The organism is Janthinobacterium sp. 67, assembly GCF_002797895.1.
Lineage (GTDB): Bacteria > Pseudomonadota > Gammaproteobacteria > Burkholderiales > Burkholderiaceae_D > Janthinobacterium.
The window spans coordinates 753815-772895 of record NZ_PGES01000001.1; the positions used below are offsets into that span (position 1 = coordinate 753815).

General features: G+C 65.2%; 10 protein-coding genes. 3 read left to right on the plus strand and 7 right to left on the minus strand.

Annotation, left to right across the window (positions count from 1 at the left end; translation table 11 throughout):
* Positions 1 to 13: 13 nt before the first annotated feature.
* The 7 genes from CLU90_RS03395 to CLU90_RS03425 form a co-directional block, all read right to left on the minus strand.
* Entirely contained in the window at positions 14 to 1411 is a 1398-nt protein-coding gene (locus CLU90_RS03395; protein ID WP_092716297.1) for an amino acid permease, read from the minus strand.
* A gap of 211 nt (positions 1412 to 1622) precedes the next feature.
* Positions 1623 to 3410: an MFS transporter gene (locus tag CLU90_RS03400; RefSeq protein WP_092716299.1), complete on the minus strand. Its 1788-nt coding sequence runs from the start codon at positions 3408 to 3410 to the stop codon at positions 1623 to 1625.
* A 35-nt stretch (positions 3411 to 3445) separates the two neighbouring features.
* On the minus strand, positions 3446 to 4540 hold the full coding sequence (locus tag CLU90_RS03405) for an N-acetylglucosamine-6-phosphate deacetylase (RefSeq protein ID WP_092716301.1): 1095 nt from the start codon (positions 4538 to 4540) through the stop codon (positions 3446 to 3448).
* 3 nt (positions 4541 to 4543) lie between these two features.
* Positions 4544 to 5311: a DeoR family transcriptional regulator gene (locus CLU90_RS03410; RefSeq protein WP_034751280.1), complete on the minus strand. Its 768-nt coding sequence runs from the start codon at positions 5309 to 5311 to the stop codon at positions 4544 to 4546.
* 35 nt (positions 5312 to 5346) lie between these two features.
* A complete protein-coding gene (locus tag CLU90_RS03415; protein ID WP_198511137.1) occupies positions 5347 to 6690 on the minus strand; it encodes a D-tagatose-bisphosphate aldolase, class II, non-catalytic subunit in 1344 nt (447 codons plus the stop codon).
* A 5-nt stretch (positions 6691 to 6695) separates the two neighbouring features.
* Entirely contained in the window at positions 6696 to 7643 is a 948-nt protein-coding gene (locus CLU90_RS03420) for an ROK family protein (protein WP_100429365.1), read from the minus strand.
* Complete coding sequence (locus CLU90_RS03425; protein ID WP_100427192.1) at positions 7630 to 8766, minus strand: SIS domain-containing protein; 1137 nt, start codon at positions 8764 to 8766, stop codon at positions 7630 to 7632. The genes CLU90_RS03420 and CLU90_RS03425 overlap by 14 nt, the downstream gene beginning before the upstream one ends.
* A gap of 348 nt (positions 8767 to 9114) precedes the next feature.
* Between CLU90_RS03425 and CLU90_RS03430 the strand changes: the two genes are divergently transcribed.
* From CLU90_RS03430 to CLU90_RS03440, 3 genes are all read left to right on the plus strand, one after another.
* Positions 9115 to 12465, plus strand: coding sequence for a TIM-barrel domain-containing protein (locus CLU90_RS03430; RefSeq protein ID WP_100427193.1), 3351 nt, complete (start codon positions 9115 to 9117; stop codon positions 12463 to 12465).
* A gap of 99 nt (positions 12466 to 12564) precedes the next feature.
* A complete protein-coding gene (locus CLU90_RS03435; RefSeq protein ID WP_100427194.1) occupies positions 12565 to 15510 on the plus strand; it encodes a TonB-dependent receptor plug domain-containing protein in 2946 nt (981 codons plus the stop codon).
* Between the two features lie 490 nt (positions 15511 to 16000).
* Positions 16001 to 19042 (plus strand): TonB-dependent receptor, encoded by a 3042-nt coding sequence (locus tag CLU90_RS03440; protein WP_100427195.1) that lies wholly within the window; start codon positions 16001 to 16003, stop codon positions 19040 to 19042.
* Positions 19043 to 19081 lie beyond the last annotated feature (39 nt).

Consider the following 19081-nt stretch of genomic DNA (forward strand, 5'->3'; position numbering starts at 1 on the left):
CGCAGCGGGAGGATTACTGTTGCGGATGCAGCAGCGAACGGCGGCGCGCGTAGCCGAAGTAGATGACCAGGCCGATCACGAGCCAGATGGAAAAGGCCATCCAGGTCACCCAGCTGAGGAAGCTCATCAGGCCCACGCACAGGATCACGGCCAGCGCCGGCACGTACGGCACGCCGGGGCAGCGGAAGGCGCGCGGCAGATCGGGACGGCGCTTGCGCAGCACCACGACGGCGACGGAGACCATGGTGAAGGCGGCCAAGGTGCCGATGTTGATCAGCTCAGCGAGGATGTTGAGCGGGATCGTGGCGGCGATCAGGCCGAACACGATGCCGACCAGCCAGGTGGCGAAGAACGGCGTGTGGAAGCGCGGGTGCACGGTCGACAGGCGCTTGGGCAGCAGGCCGTCGCGCGACATGGCGAAGATGATGCGCGTCTGGCCGAAGGCCATCACGAGGATCACGGTGGTCATGCCGAGGATGGCGCCCAGGTCGACGAAGCCGGCGATCCAGTTTTCGCCCGCATATTGCAGGGCCAGCGAGACGGGATGGTCGACGCCGAGGAATTTTTGATACGGCACGATGCCCGTCATGATGGCCGACACGACGACGTACAGCACGGCGCACACGGCCAGCGAACCGATGATGCCGATCGGCAGGTCGCGCGACGGCTTCTTGACTTCCTCGGCGGCCGAGGTGACGGCGTCGAAGCCGATGAAGGCGAAGAAGACGAGGGCGGCGGCGCTCAGCATGCCGTGGTAGCCGAACGGCATGTAGGGCTGCCAGTTGGCGGGCTGCACGTGGCGCGCGCCGAAGATGATGAACAGCAGCACCACGCCCACCTTGATGGCGACCATGATGTTGTTCAGGCGCGCCGATTCGCGCACGCCCCAGCCCAGCATGGCCGTCAGCAGCAGCATGATGACGAGGGCGGGCAGGTTGATGAAGGTCGTCACGCCGGGCAGCGCGCCCGGCGCGGCCGTCAGGGCCACGGGCAGGGTGATGCCGAAGCCCGACAGCAGCGACTGGAAGTAGCCGGACCAGCCGACGGAGACGGCGGCCGCGGCCAGGCCGTACTCGAGCAGCAAGTCCCAGCCTATCATCCAGGCGGCCAGCTCGCCCAGGGTGGCATAGCTGTAGGTGTAGATGGAGCCGGCGACCGGCACGGTGGAAGCGAATTCCGCATAGCACAGGGCGGCGAAGCAGCAGGCGACGGCCGCCACGACGAACGACAGCGACAGGGCGGGGCCGGCCGTCAGCGCACCGGTGCCGGTCAGCACGAAAATGCCCGTGCCGACGATGGCGCCTATTCCCATGAGGACAAGGTCGAAGGGTCCCAGCACTTTCGCCAGACCTCCCGGTTTCTTGCTGTGGGCAATCATGTCATCCAAATTCTTGGTTCTAAATAAGCTCACTGTGTCTCCTGTTGGTTTTTGTCATGGCGCCATTGCCGCCTCGTGAGTAGCACGACGCAGCCAGATTCTAGCCCACGCACCCTTGATTCCAGAAGGAAAACCGTACAGTGCCGTGCGCGGCAGCCCTGTAAACTTGTCCGGCAGGCAAAAAAAAGCCCCGGGATGATGGACCGGGGCCGTAAAGGAGACTGCTACAGTTGGTTACTCTGGCTTACTTTGCAAAGTGCGCTTCGATCTCTTCCAGCGTCTTGCCCTTGGTTTCGGGCAGCAAAAACGCGGCCGCCAGGAAATACAGCACCGTGCAGCCGGCGCCGAAGAAGAACAGGGTCGAATAGCCGTGCAAGCCCACGGTGGGCAGGAAGATGGCGGCGATCACCGTCGAGACGAACTGGTTCACCAGCAGCGCGATGCTCATGCCGTTCGAGCGTATGCGCGTCGGCATCAGTTCGGACAGGGCCAGCCACACGCACACGCCCGGTCCCACGGCAAAGCTGGAGACGAACACGCAGATGGCAATGGCCACCAGCCAGCCGTGCGTGGACGATGGCACGGGACCCAGGCTGGCCTTCTCGATGCGCAAGGGCGCCTCGCGACCGGCGGCCGGGTCGGCGAACGGATTGAGGTGCAGCTTGCGGAAGAACACGCCGATCACGCTGTCAGGCTGCACGGCGTCGTCGCGGGCGATCGTCACCTGGCGCAGCACGGGGTCGTCGCTGCGCAGGCTTTTCACATTCGTGAACGGACCGTAGGCATAGGCGATGGTCAGCTGCTGCGGCGTGCCATCGGCCGCCGCGCCCAGGGCCGTCAAGGTGGCCGCATCGAGCTGCAAGGCCAGGCCGTCCGCCTGCACTTGCGCCGAGATGGCGGGGCGCACGTCGACCAGGTGGGCTTCGGCGCCGCGGAACAGCAGGCCGGCCGCCAGCAGCGAGACGACGATGCCGCCCGTGCCCAGCATCAGCAGGAACTTGCGGCCCTTGCGGTCCACCAGCAGCACGGCCACCACCGTCATCAAGGCGTTCAGCACTTTCAGCAGGACGTCCGCCATGTTGGCCGAGGCGCCCGACAGGCCCGCCTGGTTCAGGATATTGACGACATAGGCGAGGATGGAATTGATGCCCGTCGCCTGCGTGCAGGCGAGGATCAAACAGGCCAGCAGGAAGGGCAGCACGTAGCGGCGGCTCAGCAGCGGGTCTTTCGCCTTGCCGCCGGCCTTGGCGGCGTTTTCGGGGGTATCCTGCATCTCGCGCAGTTCGACGTCGGCGGCGGCGGGCAGGCGCGTGCGCAGCAGCGACTGGCGCGCCTGCTCGATGCGGCCGCGGCGGACCAGCCAGCGCGGCGACTCGGCCAGCAGCAGCGCGCCGACGGTAAATACGAGGCCCGGCGTCAAACAGACCCAGAAGATGCTGCGCCAGGCCTGGTCCTTGGCCGTGAAGATGGCGGCGGCGCGGCCCGCTTCGGGCAACGCTTGCGCGGCCTGCGTGGCCGTTTCCACCGTCTGCGCCTGCATCAGGCCGATCAGGGCCGCGGCCACGAGGCCGATGGTCAGCAGCAGCTGGAACAGGGCGGCGCCGCGTCCGCGCTGCTGCGCGGGCAGGCATTCGGCCAGGTACAGGGGCACGACGACGCCGATCAAGCCGCCGCTGATGCCTTGCAGCAGGCGGCCCAGCAGCAGCGGCGTGTAGCCGTCGGCCAGCGCGATCAGCGGGATGCTGGCGCTGAACAGAGCGCCGGCCAGGAACATCACCCAGCGCCGGCCCAGGATATCAGCCAGGGCGCCGGCGAACAGTGACGACAGGACGGAACCGAGCAGCACGGCGGCGACGATAAAGCTCAACTGCTGGGCCGTCAGTTTCCAGGCCACGGAGGCCGTCGATTCCAGGTAGGGCAGGGCGCCGGCGATGATGCCGATATCTATGCCGTACAGCAATCCCCCCATGCCGGCAATAAATAGCAGGTAGCGCATGGCCCACACGGGGGCCTTGTGTGACGTGTCGTGCATGGTAACTCCGGGACGGGGTTGAGGTTGTGGATGGTCTAGCGGGTGGAAAGATCGATGGCCGCGCCTTCGACGAAGACGGACACGGGCTGCAAGTTGGCATCGAGGACGACGATGTCGGCCCAGGCGCCCGCCGCCAATCGGCCCCGTTCGGACTCGCCCAGGTAATCGGCCGGGTACAGCGAGAGGCGGTTCGAGGCGTCGGCCAGGTCCAGGCCCAGGTCGACGAAATTGCGCAGGGCCTGGTCCATGGTCAGCACGCTGCCGGCCAGCGAGCCCGTGGCCAGGCGCACGCAGCCCAGGCATTTGTAGACGCGCTGCGTGCCCAGGCCGTACTCGCCATCGGGCATGCCGGTGGCCGAAGTGGCGTCCGTCACGCCGTACAGGCGCGGGATGGCGCGCAGGGCCGCGCGCAGGGCGCCCTTGGCCACGTGCTGCAGGTCGGGGATGATTTCCGCATATTCGGCGTGCGCGAGCGCCGCGCCCACCATGCCCGGGTCGTAATGCGTCATGCCCGTCATGCCGTTGTACAGGTGGGTAAAGCCGGAGACGCCGGCCTGCAGCGCCGCCACGCCTTCGTCATACGTGCCGGCGCTGTGGCCGATCTGCACGCGGATGCCCATGGCCGCCAGTTGCGGGATCAGTTCCAGATGGCCGGGGATTTCCGGCGCCATGGTCAGGACCTTGATGGGGGCGATGGCGTGAAAGCGCTGCACCAGCGCCAGGCTGGCCTGCACCACGTCGGGCGGCTGCGCGCCCAGGCGGTGCAGGTTCAAGAACGGTCCTTCCAGGTGCACGCCCAGCATGCGCGCGCCGTTGGCGGGACGCTCGGCGATGACGCCGGCCAGGCCTTGCAGGGCGCGCAAAATCGAGGGTTCCTTGGCCGTCAGGGTGGTGCCCAGCAGGGCCGTGGTGCCGTGGCGCGCGTGCACTTGCGCCACGGTGGCGCCCGCGTCCCCGCCTTCCATGATGTCGACGCCGGCCGCGCCATGCACGTGCAGGTCGATAAAGCCGGGCAGGATGGTCAGCGCGCTGTCGGCGGCAGGGTCTTCTTGTATCTGGACGATGCGCTGGTCAAAGGTGATGGTGCCCGTGATCCAGCCAGATGGGGTAAGGATTCTGCCGCTCAGCATGTGTTATTCCGCTATAAAAAGTTCGATGCCCAGCTTTTGCAGCCCTTCGCGGTACTCCTGGCTGATGCTGGCATCGGTGATGACGGTATCGACCCGGTCCAGCTGCACGATGCGGTGCAGGCTGACGCGGCCGAACTTCGAGGCGTCCGTGAGGACGATGATTTTCTTGGCCCGTTCCACCATCTTGTGGTTCAGGCTTGCTTCCGCTTCGTGGTGGGTGGTCACGCCAAACTGCAGGTCGAAGCCGTCCACGCCCAGGAACAGCTTGTCGAAGCTGTAGGCCTGCAAGCAGGTTTCCGCCTGGCTGCCCTGGATCGACAGCGACTGCTTGCGCAGCAGGCCGCCCGTGAGGATCAGGTCCACGCCGGGCGCGTCGGCCAGTTCCCATGCGATGTTCAGGCCATTCGTGGCCACCGTCACGCCGGTGGCGTCGCGCAGATGGCGCGCCAGCGAGATGGTCGTGGTGCCCGAATCGATGATGATGTTGTCGCCCGGTTCCACCAGCCGCGCCGCATAGGCGCCGATGCGCTCCTTCTGCTCGTGGTTGATGGCGTCCTTCTGGCGTATCGTGTGTTCAAGCGGGGGCGTGCGCGTGAGGGTCGCGCCGCCGTGGCTGCGCGTGGCCATGCCTTGCGCTTCCAGCGCATTCAGGTCGCTGCGGATGGTGACCGCGGACACGCCGAGCTTTTCCACCAAGTCGGTCACTTGCACCGAGCCCTGCTGGGCAAGCATTTGGAGGATGGATTCACGGCGTTGGCTGGTATTTCGCATGGTGGCGGGCTCGGTAAAAAGTGAAAATACCGAGCTTAACAGATTGCCGCTTCGGCAATGACGGGGACTGCCGCATTGCGGTTGCAGGCGCGCGCATATTGCGCCAGCAAGCTGCCGATCTTGTGCTCGATCAGGGCCGGCGCCTGCGCCGGCAGGCTGCCCTGCACCACGGCCAGGTACTGCTCCGGCAAATGCTGGCTCAGGAGCGGCAGCGGAATGGCGACCGTATCGAGGTTGGCCAGCAGCTTGGCGACGGCGGCCGCCACTTCCGGCTCGCCCCAGTAATAGCGGCAACGGTCGCTCAAGCCGTAGCGGCGCATCAAGCGCTGTTCTTCCGGCGTGCCCAGGTAATGCTTGATCCAGTTCTTCGGCTTGGCCACCATCACGTCGTCGAGCACCTGCATCAGCTGCGACGTGGCGTGCGCCGGCAGCAGTTCTTCCTCGATCTGGCACAGCGCGAACAGCGCCTCGCGCAAGGCGAAGGTGGCGGCCGGGCCCACTTTCAGGATGGCGAAATGGTCGCGCACCATGGCGTGCAGCGCCGTTTCGCGCTGGTAGTCGGTGGAATGGGCTTCGAACACGAGGCCGGGCTGTTCGGCGACGAAGGCCGACAGTTCGGCGGCGGCATCGGCGTCGTAATGCTGGATGCTGCTCTGGTCGAAATCGACACCCGGCTGCACCACCATGGCGATGACGCGGCGCCAGGCGCCATGCAATTCCTTGTCGAGGAAGGCGCGGCGGTGCACGTCGAGCGTGCGGCGCGCCGCCTGCGGGCTGGTGACGGCGCCTGCCTGTGCCAGCGATGCTTCGCCGCCGGGAACCGGTACTTCCGTGCCGATCACGTAGACGGGCGGCGCGAAGCCGGCGGCGGCCGCCGCTTCCTCGGCCACGATGCACAGGCGCGCCGAACGGGCGGCCACGGTTTCATCGTCGAGCTGCAAGGGATCGTCGGCACAGCGCATGCTGCAATCGAGGTGGATTTTATGGAAGCCGGCCGACGCATACGCGGCGATCAGGGTCTCGGCGTGGTCCATGGCGGTGGCCGCATCGAGGTGCTGCCAGGCGTTCGGACCCAGATGGTCGCCGCCCAGCACCAGGCGGCTGGCGGGGAAACCCTGTTCGCGGGCCAGGGCCAGCATGGTGTCGCGGAAAACGGCCGGCGTCATGCCCGTGTAGCCGCCGAACTGGTCGACCTGGTTCGACGTCGCCTCGACCAGCAGCACCGTGTCGTACTCGCTGGCCACGCGCATGGCGGCGCGCAGCACGCTCGGGTGGCTGCAGCAGACGGCGTACAGTCCCACGCGCTCGCCGCGGCGGTGCGCCTTGATCACTTGCTGGATCGGAGACAGGGTAAAAGTCGGGTTTTCCGCTTGTTTCATGATGGTTACGCCTTTATATGTTGTCGTATCAAGAGGGCCGCGCCGCGCGCGCCGCCGGCGTCGCCAAAGCGGGGCGGCAGGATCGGCGGCACGTGCACGCCTGGGAACAGATGGCGCTTCACGGCGGCCGGCAGCTTGTCGTACAGGTGCGGCAGTTTGGACAGGCCGCCGCCAAGCACGATGACGTGCGGGTCGTAGGCCAGCACGAGGCCGGCCAGCGCGTGGCCCAGCACGTCGAGGTGAACGGCCACCGTGCGCTGGGCCACGGCGTCGCCCATGTTGGCGCGGGCGACGATGGCCAGCGGCTCGGCGCCGTCGCCGCCGAAATGCGCGTGGAGCTTGCGCATGGCGGGGCCGGAGACATAGCGCTCCAGGCAGCCCGCCTTGCCGCACGGGCAGGCGTAATCGGCCAGGCCGTGCTGCGCCATCAGGGCGGCGGGCAGGCTCCAGTGACCCCATTCGCCGGCCACGCCGTTAAAGCCGCGCAGCAGCTGGCCGCCCACGCAATAGCCGCCGCCGGCGCCCGTGCCGAGGATGGCGCCGAACATGCTGGCGGCATTGTCTGCCGCGCCGCCCTGCGCTTCCGACAGGGCGAAGCACTGGCAATCGTTGCCGATGGCGACGGGGCGCCGCAAGGCTTGCTGCAGGGTTTGCGCCACGAGACGGCCGTTCAGGGCCGGCACGTTGGAGCTGAGCTGGCGTCCGCTGGCGCTGTCGATCACGCCGGGCAAGCCGATGCCGACGGGCGCCGTCGTGCTCAGGGCCGCGTCGCCGCGCGCCACCAGGTCGACGATGGCTTGCACGAAGGCGGCAAAATCGTCGCCGGGCGTGGCCACCCGTTCGCGGAACACTTCCGTCAGCGCGCCGTCGCGGTCGGCAAAGGCCACCAGCTCCATCTTGCTGCCGCCGATGTCGATGCCGTGGTAGCCGGCGGTGGGATTAGAATTGGTCATGGCCATAGATGGTGACGCCTTGCACGACACGATTGACGATGCCGCCGGCGAATGGATTGTCGGGGCGCAGTTGCAGCAGCGCGGACTGGTGCAGCGCATATTGCTGCGCCATCAGCAGCCACAATGGGGCCAACCAGGCGTCGGGCCAGGCCGGCGCGTCGGCAGACAGGTCGCCGCCGATGCCCACGGTCAGGCAGGTCTGCGCCACGCTGTCGCGCTGCAGTTCTTTCAATAGGTCGTCTTCGTACTGGCGTGCCAATGGCTTGCCGCTGCGCAGCAGGATCACCAGCGACTCCGTGGTGACGGCCGATTTCGGGCCATGGCGGAAACCCAGCGGCGTATTCGCCATCGCCATCACTCTGCCGCCCGTCAATTCCAGGATCTTCAATGCGGCCTCCTTGGCCAGCGCTTCCAGCGGTCCGCTGCCCAGGTAGACGACGCGCCGCACCGGTGTCGAACCGAGGTCCGCCACGGGCGCCGACCAGTCGCGCAAGGCTTGCTCGCCCAGCTGCGCCAGGGTGTCCAGGCGGGTCAGATCCGTGTCCTTGCCCAGCACCGACAGGGCCGCCAGCAGCATGCTGCTGAAACTGCTGGTCATGGCGAAGCCGCGGTCGCAGCTGCCTTCCGGCATCAGCAGGTTATAGGTATTGCTGTCGTTCGCGCCCTGGCGCGCCAGCTTGCCATCGGCGTTGCAGGTGATGTTCAGGAAACGCGCGCCGGGCACGACCTGGCGCAGCAGTTCCACGGCGGCCAGGCTTTCCGGGCTGTCGCCGCTGCGGGCAAACGAGACGAGCAGGGTGGGCGCGTCCGCTTCCAGGTACAGCTCATGGTGCGTCAGCAAAGTCGTGGTGGCGATGGCGCGGATCTGCGCGGGCCAGGCCGCATTCAAGGTATCGGCGACGATTTCGCCCACGTAGGCCGAGCTGCCGGCGCCCGTCAGGATGACGCGCTGCTGCGGATGGGACAGGGCGTTGCCCAGGAAGGCGGCCAGTGCTGCCTGCTCCTTGCGCAAGATGGTGGCCAGCGCGCGCCAGATGGCCGGCTGCTGCGCGATCTCCTCGGCCGTGTGCAAGCCGCCGATGTCGCGCCAGGTTTGAATGTCACGCTGAAGAAGGGTAGTCATGAGAGGTCAGTAAAGTGTTTGTTGTGAGAAAGCATAAATACTAAATTTCGAAAAGTCAAATACGAAAGTAAAACGAAAGTAAATAGTTTGCCGGCTTGCGAAATAATGTCGTTTTCACGGCGGTGAAGCATGCTGCGGTGCAGCGCAAAAGCCCGTGGCGGCGCGGCCTGTCGCTGAAATGCCACGATAACGAAAGTATGTTTTGTGACATTTTGGTGAAACGTAAGAAAATTGCGCCAATTCTGGGCATTTTATTAATGAATTGCCGCTTTAACTTTCTTTTGATTGACGATATTTATTTTTCTTCTTAAAGTATTTCCATCACTTTGATTTCCTGAAAGCCAGCAGATGAAACCTCTCCCGCTTCCCCGTCGCACCCTTGCCGCCTGTGTCCTGGCCGCCCTGGCCACCCTGGCTGCCCCTGGCTTGCAGGCCGCGCCCATCGGTAACCTGAGCAGCTTGAGTGCCGTGCACGCGGCCGACGTGGCCAAGGGCGAGGCGCTGGGCTGGGACGTGCGCAGCGACACGGGCATGCAGCTGCGTATCAGCCTGCCGCAGGCGGACGTGCTGCGTATCCAGGCGGGCGGCAAGGCCGGCTTGACGGGTCCCGGCGACAAGGCCGCGCCCATCGTCGTGGGCCAGCCGTCCGCGCAGGTGGCGTACCAGATCAAGGAACAGCCCGACCATATCCTGATCAGTACGTCCGCCCTGAGCCTGCGCATCGACCGCAAACCGCTGCGCTTTACCTTGCTGCGGGCAGGCGACACGGTGCCGTTGTGGCGCGAAGTGCAGCCGCTGTCGCTCGACGACAAGCAGGGTGTGCAGGTGCTATCGAGCTTGCCGGGCGAGCGTTATTTTGGCGGCGGCCAGCAAAACGGCCGCTTCGAATTCAAGGGCAAGCAGCTACCCGTGTCGTATTCGGGCGGCTGGGAAGAGGGCGACCGGCCGAATCCCGCGCCATTCCTCATGAGTTCACGCGGCTGGGGCATGTTGCGCAATACCTGGTCCGACGGCAATTACGACTTGCGCGACAAGGAGCAGATCTCGCTGCAGCACGCGGAAGGGCGCTTCGATGCGTATTTCTTTGTCGGCAAGGACTTGCGCGACGTCGTCGCGCGCTACACGGACTTGACGGGCCGCGCCCGCATGCTGCCCCGCTGGGCGCTGGAATACGGCGACGCCGATTGCTACAACGATGGCGACAACGTGAAAAAGCCCGGTTCCGTGCCGAAGGGCTGGAGCGATGGTCCCACGGGCAAGACGCCGGACGTGGTGGAAACCGTGGCGCGCCAGTACCGCGAACACGACATGCCGGGCGGCTGGATACTGCCCAACGACGGCTACGGCTGCGGCTACACGAATCTGCCGGAAACGGTGAAGGGCCTGGCCGGCTATGGCTTCCGCACGGGCCTGTGGACGGAAAACGGCGTCGACAAGATCGCCTGGGAAGTGGGCCAGGCGGGCAGCCGCGTGCAAAAGCTGGACGTGGCGTGGACGGGCAAGGGCTACCAGTTCGCCATGGACGCGAACAAGTCCGCCTACGACGGCATCCTGAACAACTCCGACAGCCGGCCGTTTTTATGGACGGTGATGGGCTGGGCCGGCATCCAGCGCTACGCCGTGGCGTGGACGGGTGACCAGAGCGCCAGCTGGGATTACATCCGCTGGCACATCCCGACCCTGATCGGCTCGGGCCTGTCCGGCCAGGCCTATGCATCGGGCGACGTGGACGCCATCTTCGGCGGCAGCCCGGAAACTTATCTGCGCGACCTGCAGTGGAAGAGTTTTACGCCCGTCCTGATGGGCATGTCCGGCTGGGCTGCGGCCGAGCGCAAGCATCCGTGGTGGTTCGATGAACCGTACCGCGACATCAACCGCCGCTACCTGAAACTGAAGATGCGCCTCACGCCGTATATGTATACCCTGGTGCGCGAAGCGGAGCAATCGGGCGCGCCGCTGGTGCGCGGCCTGATGTGGGATTACCCGCAAGACCCGGCCGCCTACACGGAAGCGTATAAATACCAGTTCCTCCTGGGCCGCGACGTGCTGGTGGCGCCCGTCTACCGCAGCCAGGCCGTCAGCGGCGGCTGGCGCAAGGGCATCCACCTGCCGCAAGGCACGTGGTACGACTACTGGGATGGCCGGCAGGCCACGGCCGACGCCAAGGGACGCGACCTCGATATGCGGGTGACGCTCGATAAGCTGCCCGTGTTCGTGCGCGCCGGGGCCATCCTGCCCATGTATCCGGAAATGCTGTACGACGGCCAGAAGCCGAAGGACCAGCTCACCCTCGACATTTACCCGCACGGCGATTCCCACTACACCCTGTATGAAGACGATGGCAGCACGCGCCAGTACCAAGGCGGCGCCTACAGCCAGCAAGTCATCCGCATGCGCCAGACGGGCGCCGACGTGCAGGTCGACATCGGCGCCGTCGATGGCCAGTATCAGGGCCAGGAAGCGCGCCGCGGCTATGCGCTGCGCATGCTGGCGGGCCAGGCGCCGGCCGCCGTGCGCGCCGGTGAACGCCTGATCGCGGCTGCCGCCGACCGTGCCGCCTACGACAAGGCGTTTGATGCCTGGTATTTCGACGCGGCGGACAGGCAAGGCACCCTGCACGTGAAAGTGGCGGCGCAGGATATCCGCCAGCCTTTAGCTTTGCAGGTCGCCGGCGCGCTGGCCGTGGCCAGAGTCGATGCCGACTTCCCGGCCGCTCCCGTGCCGGGCCGTGCCTTGCCGGCCGACGCCATGCAGGTGGTGGCGCGTCCTGCCGAGGAAAGCGGTTATCCGCTGGAAAACGCTTTCGACGGCAAGCCGGAGACATGGTTCCGCACCGTGCGCAGCCCGTCCGTGAAAAGCGGGCCGCATGAATGGGTGATCGGCTTCACGGAACGGCGCCTGGTGGACGGCATCGAACTGGCGCCGCGCAACGATCAGCACTGGAAGCATGGCCAGGTGCGCGACTATGAAATCTACATCGGCGACAACAATGGCGAGTGGGGCGCGCCGCTGCAGCGGGGCACCTTGAAGCTGCAGGAAGGCACGCAGACGATCAACTTCCCCGCGACGGCCGGGCGCTTGCTGCGCTTCCGGGTCATGAGCACGCAAAATCCGGAAGGCGATGGCGCGGCGTCCCTGGACCCGATGGTGACGGCGGCGCAAGCGGGTCCGGTGGCGCGCGCGTTCGACGCGGCGCTGGCGACCGACGTGGCACCCGTCACCTTGTCCGCATTCCGCGTGCTCGAGCACAGAGTGGCCGAAGGCGAGGAAGTGCAGCGCTACCTGTCGGACCTGGCGTTGCCGAAGACTATCGCGAAAGACCGGCCGGCCGGCAAGGCGGCCGAGATGCGCATGAACGGGCTGTGGTTCCGCAAGGGCCTCGGCGTGGGACCTGCCAGCCGCATCGACTTGCAACTGGCGGGCAACTGGAATCTGCTGCGCGCCGATCTGGGCGTGGACGATAGCTGCCGCAGCGCGGGCGGCTTGCAATTCCAGGTATGGAGCGGTGAGCGGCTGCTGTATGACAGCGGCCTGGTCACGGCTCCCGGGGTGGTCAAACCCGAAATCGACGTGCGCGGCCTGAGCCAGCTCAGTTTGCGCACCCTGGGCGCGCGCGGCGCCCACCCGGCCCAGGTCTGCGGCAACTGGGCCAACGCCGTACTCACCGGCACGGAAGGCGCGACAGTCAAGCCGCGCTAACTGCTTCAATCATTTCACTAAAAAAGAGCCCCTCTGCGGACCGGGGAGGGGCTCTTGCAACCTGACGAAAACAAATCACTTATAAAAAGGGAGTTGAGTATGCACTTGAAAAAACTGATGGCCGCGATGGTGGCGGTGGGGCTGGCGTCGACAGCGCTGGCGGCGGAGGAGGAGAAACTGGCGCGTGTCGAAGTGACGGGATCGAGCCTGAAGCGCATCAACGCGGAAACGGCGTCGCCCGTCCAGGTGATCAACGCCAAGCAGATCGAGAACATGGGCGCGCTCACCTTGCTGCAAGTGCTCGACAACCTGCCCGCAGCCCGCCCGGCGCAGCAGGACTTCCGCTCGATGTTCACGGGTTCCGATGGCGGCTCGCAGGCGAACTTGCGCGGCATGGGTGCGCAGGGCACCCTGGTGCTTTTGAATGGCCGCCGCCTGTCGTTCTACGGCGCGCCGGCCGGCTTCCAGACCATGTTCGTCAATATCGACGCCATCCCCGCCGCCGCCATCGAGCGCATGGAAATTTTGACGGACGGCGCGTCGGCCGTGTATGGCTCCGACGCCGTGGCCGGCGTCATCAACGTGATCACCAAGAAATCGTACCAGGGCCTGGAAGCGCGCGCCAACGGCGAGTTTTCGCCGAGCGTGAAAGCGTATGGCGAGCGCCAGGCCAGCGTACTGTATGGCCTGGGCGACCTGGCCAGCGACGGCTACAACATCTACGGTTCCGTGAACGTCTACCAGCGCGACCGCATCGCGCTGGCCGATACGTACCAGAAGCGTCCCTCGTATTTTTATGTGAACAATCCCAATTTCATCCCGAACATGCGCGTGGGCGTCGGCAGCGAGCCGGGCGTGATGAATCCCGGGACCTTCTTTGTCTTCGACAAGGCGAAGAACAATGCGCGCACCCAGCGTGCCGTCAATGGCTGCAACACCAGCATCACCGAAGCGTCGGGCACGCGCTGCGTGTGGAATGCGCTGCCGAACCAGCTCGACACGGGCCCGACTTCGGAGCGCGCCACGGCCTACGTGAGCGGCCGGCTGAAGCTCGGTGGCGACATGGAAGCGTTCGCGGAAGGCGCTTTCACCCACATCAAGATGCGCGGCGAGAACGGCCCGTCCACCTTCAACAGCGGCAGCACGAACAACTGGTTTGCGCGCAATACGGGCAATACCCTGAATACCTTCGCCACGCCTTTCCTGAGTCCCAACAACGTCTACCTGAAAGGCAAGCTCGATGCCGACATGGTGGCCAAGATGGGCGGCGCGGCCGGCTTGAACTATTTGCTGCAAGATGCGACGGGCCACTTCGGCCAGAAGAACGTCGATGAAAACTACCGCGCGCTCGTCGGCCTGCGCGGCAGCATCGGCGGCGGCTGGGATTTTGAAACGGCGCTCAGCGTGGCGGGCAGCCATTCGACCCTGTTCCAGACGGCGAACATCAACATCAAGGGCTTCGAGCAGGCATTCGGCCCGTTCACGAAGGACCCCGTCAGCGGCCGCACATATATCTCCGACAATCCCGCCTACCAGTTCGGCGAAATCAGCGAAGCGAATGCGGCGCTCCTGCGTGCCGCCTATCCGACGTTTGCCATCGAATCGTGGACCAAGCTGATGACGTGGGATGCGAAGCTGGAAGGTACCCTGTTCAAGCTGGGCGAGCGCGAAGTGCGCGCCGCCGTGGGTACCAACATCATGCGCGAGAGTTTTCTCACGCCCGGCAACGCGGATGCGGCCAATGGCCTGATCACGCAGCAGGGCGGTTCCTGGTTCGACGGCCGGCGCACCATCGCCGCCGTGTTTGGCGAAGTGGTGGTGCCGCTCAGCGACACCCTGGAAGTCAATGCGGCCGCGCGGCTGGACAAGTATCCGCATTTCTCGGCCAACTTGGCGCCCAAGCTGGGCGTGATCTGGCGCGCGCGGCCCGACCTGATGCTGCGCGGGACGTATTCGGAAGGCTTCCGCGCGCCCAACCTGGCCGAATCGGGCACGGGCGGCGTCTTTGCGCAGGTGGGCGGCATCCGCGACACGGTGCGCTGCGATGAAACGAACGCCATGGCGCGCGCGCTGATGAAGTCGAAGGTGGCGACGGATGCGGACCTGGGCAAGAGTTTGCTGAACTCGAACTGCTCGACGACGGTGGGCGGCCTGACGCCGCCGAACCAGAACCTGCGCCCGGAAAAGGCCAAGATTTCCACCGTGGGCCTGGTGCTGCAGCCGGCCAAGGACGTGAGCATCTCCATCGATTACTGGTTCATCAACCGCCGCGATGAAATCGTGCGGCAGGACTTCAACGAGCTGTTTACGGAAGTGGTGGACAAGTACGGCCCGACCCTGGCCGGCACGCCCAGCGCCATCCGCAATGGCTTGACCGATGCGGACCGGGGCAACGTGGCGGCGGTGGCGGCCATGTGCGCCAATCCCGCCAACGCGGGCGTGTGCGCGGGCGGCGTGCCCGGCTACTCGGTGGGCAACCTGGGCGGCTTGATCAACTCGTATTCGAACCGGGGCCGCACGCTGATGGACGGCGTGGACATCGACGCGCGCACGCGCTTCGGGCTCGGTGACTGGGGCAAGCTGAGCACGGGCATCGCGGCCACCATCCGCAAGCGCGACACCCACGACAGCGAAGACGGCAGCGACATCAAGGGCAACACCGTCGGCTACTACGATTCGCCGCGCTACCGCGCGACGGTCAACGCCGACTGGAGCTACCGCAACTTCGTCAGCAGCGTCTTCATCAACTATTCGGGCAAGACGCGCTGGGCCTATGGTCCCTGGGACAAGGACAACACGCCGGAAAACTGCACCGCCGCCTCGGTGGCGTTGCCGGCCGGCCAGTGCAAGGGCGCGCCGTCGTACACGACGGTGAATCTGGCCTTCAGCTGGAAGCCGATGAAGAACCTCGACGTGGGCCTGAACGTGAAAAATGCGTTCAACAAGCAGCCTTACTATGACCCGAACGGCTGGGAAGGCTACAACCATAGCCAGGACCTGTTCGGCCGCCAGTTCGCCCTGTCGGCCAGCTACAAGTTCTTTTAATCCGTGACGATGCCCCGGCCCGCCAGCTGGCCGGGGTATTGTCGTGGAAAAGAAAAGACAATATTCCGAAATGCGCAATACGAAAGATAAACGTAAGTGAAAGCAGATAGTCAGGCCTGCTTTCGCGTTTTTCTCCCCAATTTTTTGCACTGATTCGCCGTTTCTTTGCACGTCAATACAGCCGCGTGTATCTGTTACGCCACGATAACGAAAGTTATTTTCCGCGAACTGGATCGAAGCGAAAGATAAAAAGCCTGAATTCGCTGAATATAGCGATAAATTGCCGTTGTAACTTTCTTTTTGTTGACGATACTTATTTTTCTTTTTAAAGTAATCCCAAGAAAAGAAAATCAGCCGATACGGACTGGTTCCCGGAAGGTGCAACTGCCTGGCGCTACCTTCCGACGACCACCATAAAAATTGCATCCCCCCGACTTCGCCCTGGAGCGGGGAGGGCGCGCATAACCCTCGATATAGACGGAGAGACACCATGCATACCACCCGACTCAAATTGCGCGACATCAGCCGCGCCGCCGCGATCGTGATCGCCCTGGCGGCCGGCGTGCCAGGCCAGGCCTGGGCACAGTCGAACGCCACCAGCACCATTTTCGGCGAAGTGAGCGCGCCGGCCGGCGCCACCGTGGTGCTGGAAAACCTGGCGACGGGCGTGCAGCGCACCTTGACGCCGGATACGTCGGGCCGCTATGTGGCCAACTCCATGCCGCCAGGCCGCTATGCGGTGCGCGTGCTGCGTGCCGGTTCGGTGGAAGCGTCGCAGGAAGTCGAAGCCCTGATCGGCGCGGGCGCGGAAGCGAACTTCGGCCCGGCCAGCGCGGCTGGCGCCGTGGGCCAGGAGCAGACCGTCGTGGTGAAGGCGTCACGCAATCCGATCGACGTGTCGAACACGAACAATGGCGTGATCTTCACGGCCAAGGAATTGAAGGCGCTGCCGGTCGGCAATGACGTGGCGTCCATCGTGCAGCTGACGCCGGGCGTTTCGCGCGGCACCAACAGCGTGTATGGCAATGCGCCATCGATCGGCGGCTCGGGCCAGTCGGAAAACGCGTTCTACGTCAACGGCTTCCCCATCACGAACATCCTGACCCAGGTGGGCGCGTCGGAGCTGCCGTTTGGCGCGATCTCGAACCTGCAGGTGCTGTCGGGCGGCTACGGTTCGGAATTTGGCCGTTCCACGGGCGGCGTGATCAACATCACCACCAAGAGCGGCGGCAACAAGGTCGAATTCGGCGGCAAGGTCTCCATCATCCCCCGTTCGCTGAAGGGCGAGCCGGAAAACACCTATTACCCGAACACGGGCGCCAATCCCAAGACGGACGGCAATCTGCTGTACTGGAACCGCGACAATGGCAGCACCAGCAAGGTGGTGGGCCTGTACGGCAGCGGTCCGCTGATCAAGAACAAGCTGTTCGCCTTCGTGGCGCTGGAACAGACGCGCACGGACAGCCAGTCCGTTGCCGCCGCCGCCGATTCCGGCACGGCCCTGGCGCGCGGCTGGAGCACGAGCCAGAGCAAGGTGGACCGCATGATGGCCAAGCTGGACTACAACCTGACGGACGACCATCACTTCGAATACACCAAGCTGTATGACCGCACGAAAACGGACAGCCAGGCGTATGGCTACAGCTACGCCACGCATGCGAGCAACGGCGTACAGGCAGGCAAGGGCGAGACGACGGTCAACTGCTGCGGTTCCTCGGCCGCGCCGGGCGCCAACATCGACATCTTCAAATACACGGGCTACCTGACGGACAACCTGACCGTAACGGCCATGATGGGCGAATCGCGCACCTCGCACACCCGCACGCCGAACGGCTACAACCCGCTGCTGGCGCAAACGTCGTCGAATACGTCGACGCAGGTGCCCGGCCTGACGTACGCCAATCCGCAAACGGTGACGGGCACCCTGGTCGACCCATCGTCGGAAGACCGCCAGAAAGCCAAGCGCCTGGATCTCGAATACAAGCTGGGCAAGCACTCGCTGCGCGGCGGCATCGACCGCATCGACGTGGAATCGAAAGTGGGCCTGAGCCTGGCCGGCGGCTACCGCTGGAGCTACCAGCGCGCGACCGATCCTAACCGGGCCATCAACGGCGCCTTTGAAACGCCGGCCCAGGGCGGCGGCTACGGCGCGCAGGGCTATTACGTCAGCAAGGACTTGAACGCCAACCTGGCGCGTCCGACCAGCGTGCAATCGGCGCAATACATCCAGGACCATTACCAGGTCACGGAACGGGTGCTGCTGGACCTGGGCCTGCGCCGCGAACAGTTCACCAACTACAGCACCGATGGCGTGGCCTTCATTTCCCAGCGCAACATGATCGCCCCGCGCGTGGGCGCCACCTGGGATTACCTGGGCGACGGCACCCTGAAGTTCTTCGCCAACGGCGGCCGCTACCACCTGCCGGTGCCATCGAATTTGTCGAGCAATATGGCCAGCCCCTTCCTGGCCACCAGCGAGATGTACACGTACACGGGCGTCGATCCCGTCACGGGCGCGCCGACGGGCCTGCATGCGATCAGCAAGCCATATTCGGCCAACAATGCGTATGGCCAGAGCCGCGACGCGCGCGAAGTGACGGCCATCGGCCTGAAACCGCTGTCGCAGGACGAATTCTCGCTCGGTTTCGAGCGCGCCCTGAGCAAGAAGCTGGTGGTGGGCGCCAGTGTCCTGTACCGCAAGCTGAACGACACCAACGACGACGTTTGCGACGCGCGTCCGCTGCAAGCCTGGGCCACGCGCAACGGCGTCGACACGAGCAACTGGGGCGGCTTCCAGTGCGCCATCATCAACCCGGGCCGCGACAACAGCCTGATGGTGGACTTCGACGACGGCAAGGGCTTGCGCCGCGTGGATATTTCGGCGGCGGAGTGGGGCAACCCGCTGCCATCGCGCACCTACCGCGCCCTGAACATGTTCGTCGAGCACCCGTACACGAATGGCTGGTACGGCAAGCTGACCTACACCCTGTCTGCGCTGAAGGGCAATATGGAAGGCCAGACGGACAGCATCGGCGGCGGCGACGTGGGCCTGACGGTCAGCGACGACCACAAGGAACTGATGTACAACGCGTATGGCTACCTTCCGGGCGACCACCGCCACGCCTTCAAGGCCTACGGCTTCATGCAGCTCATCCCGGACGTGATGGTCGGCGCCAACCTGTCGCTGACCTCGGGCGCGCCGCGCAACTGCATCGGCGCGCTGCCCGACAACCTGAAGTTCGAGAACGACTACGGCGATTCCTACTTCTATTGCGATGGCAAGCCGGCGCCGCGCGGCAGCCAGGGCCGCCTGCCATGGCAAGCCCAGCTGGACATGAATGTGGCCTATACTCCCAGCGCCATCAAGGGCCTGAGCCTGAAAGTGGACGTCTTCAACGTGTTCAACAGCCAGACCGTGACCCGCTACAACGAGACGCGCGAAGACCATGGCGCCATCGCCCGCAGCTATCTGCAGGTGGCCGGCCGCACGGCGCCGCGTTCCGTGCGCTTCACGGCGGAATACACCTATTAAACTGCAGCCGGCCTGCCGCGCGGCGGGCCGGCGACGATC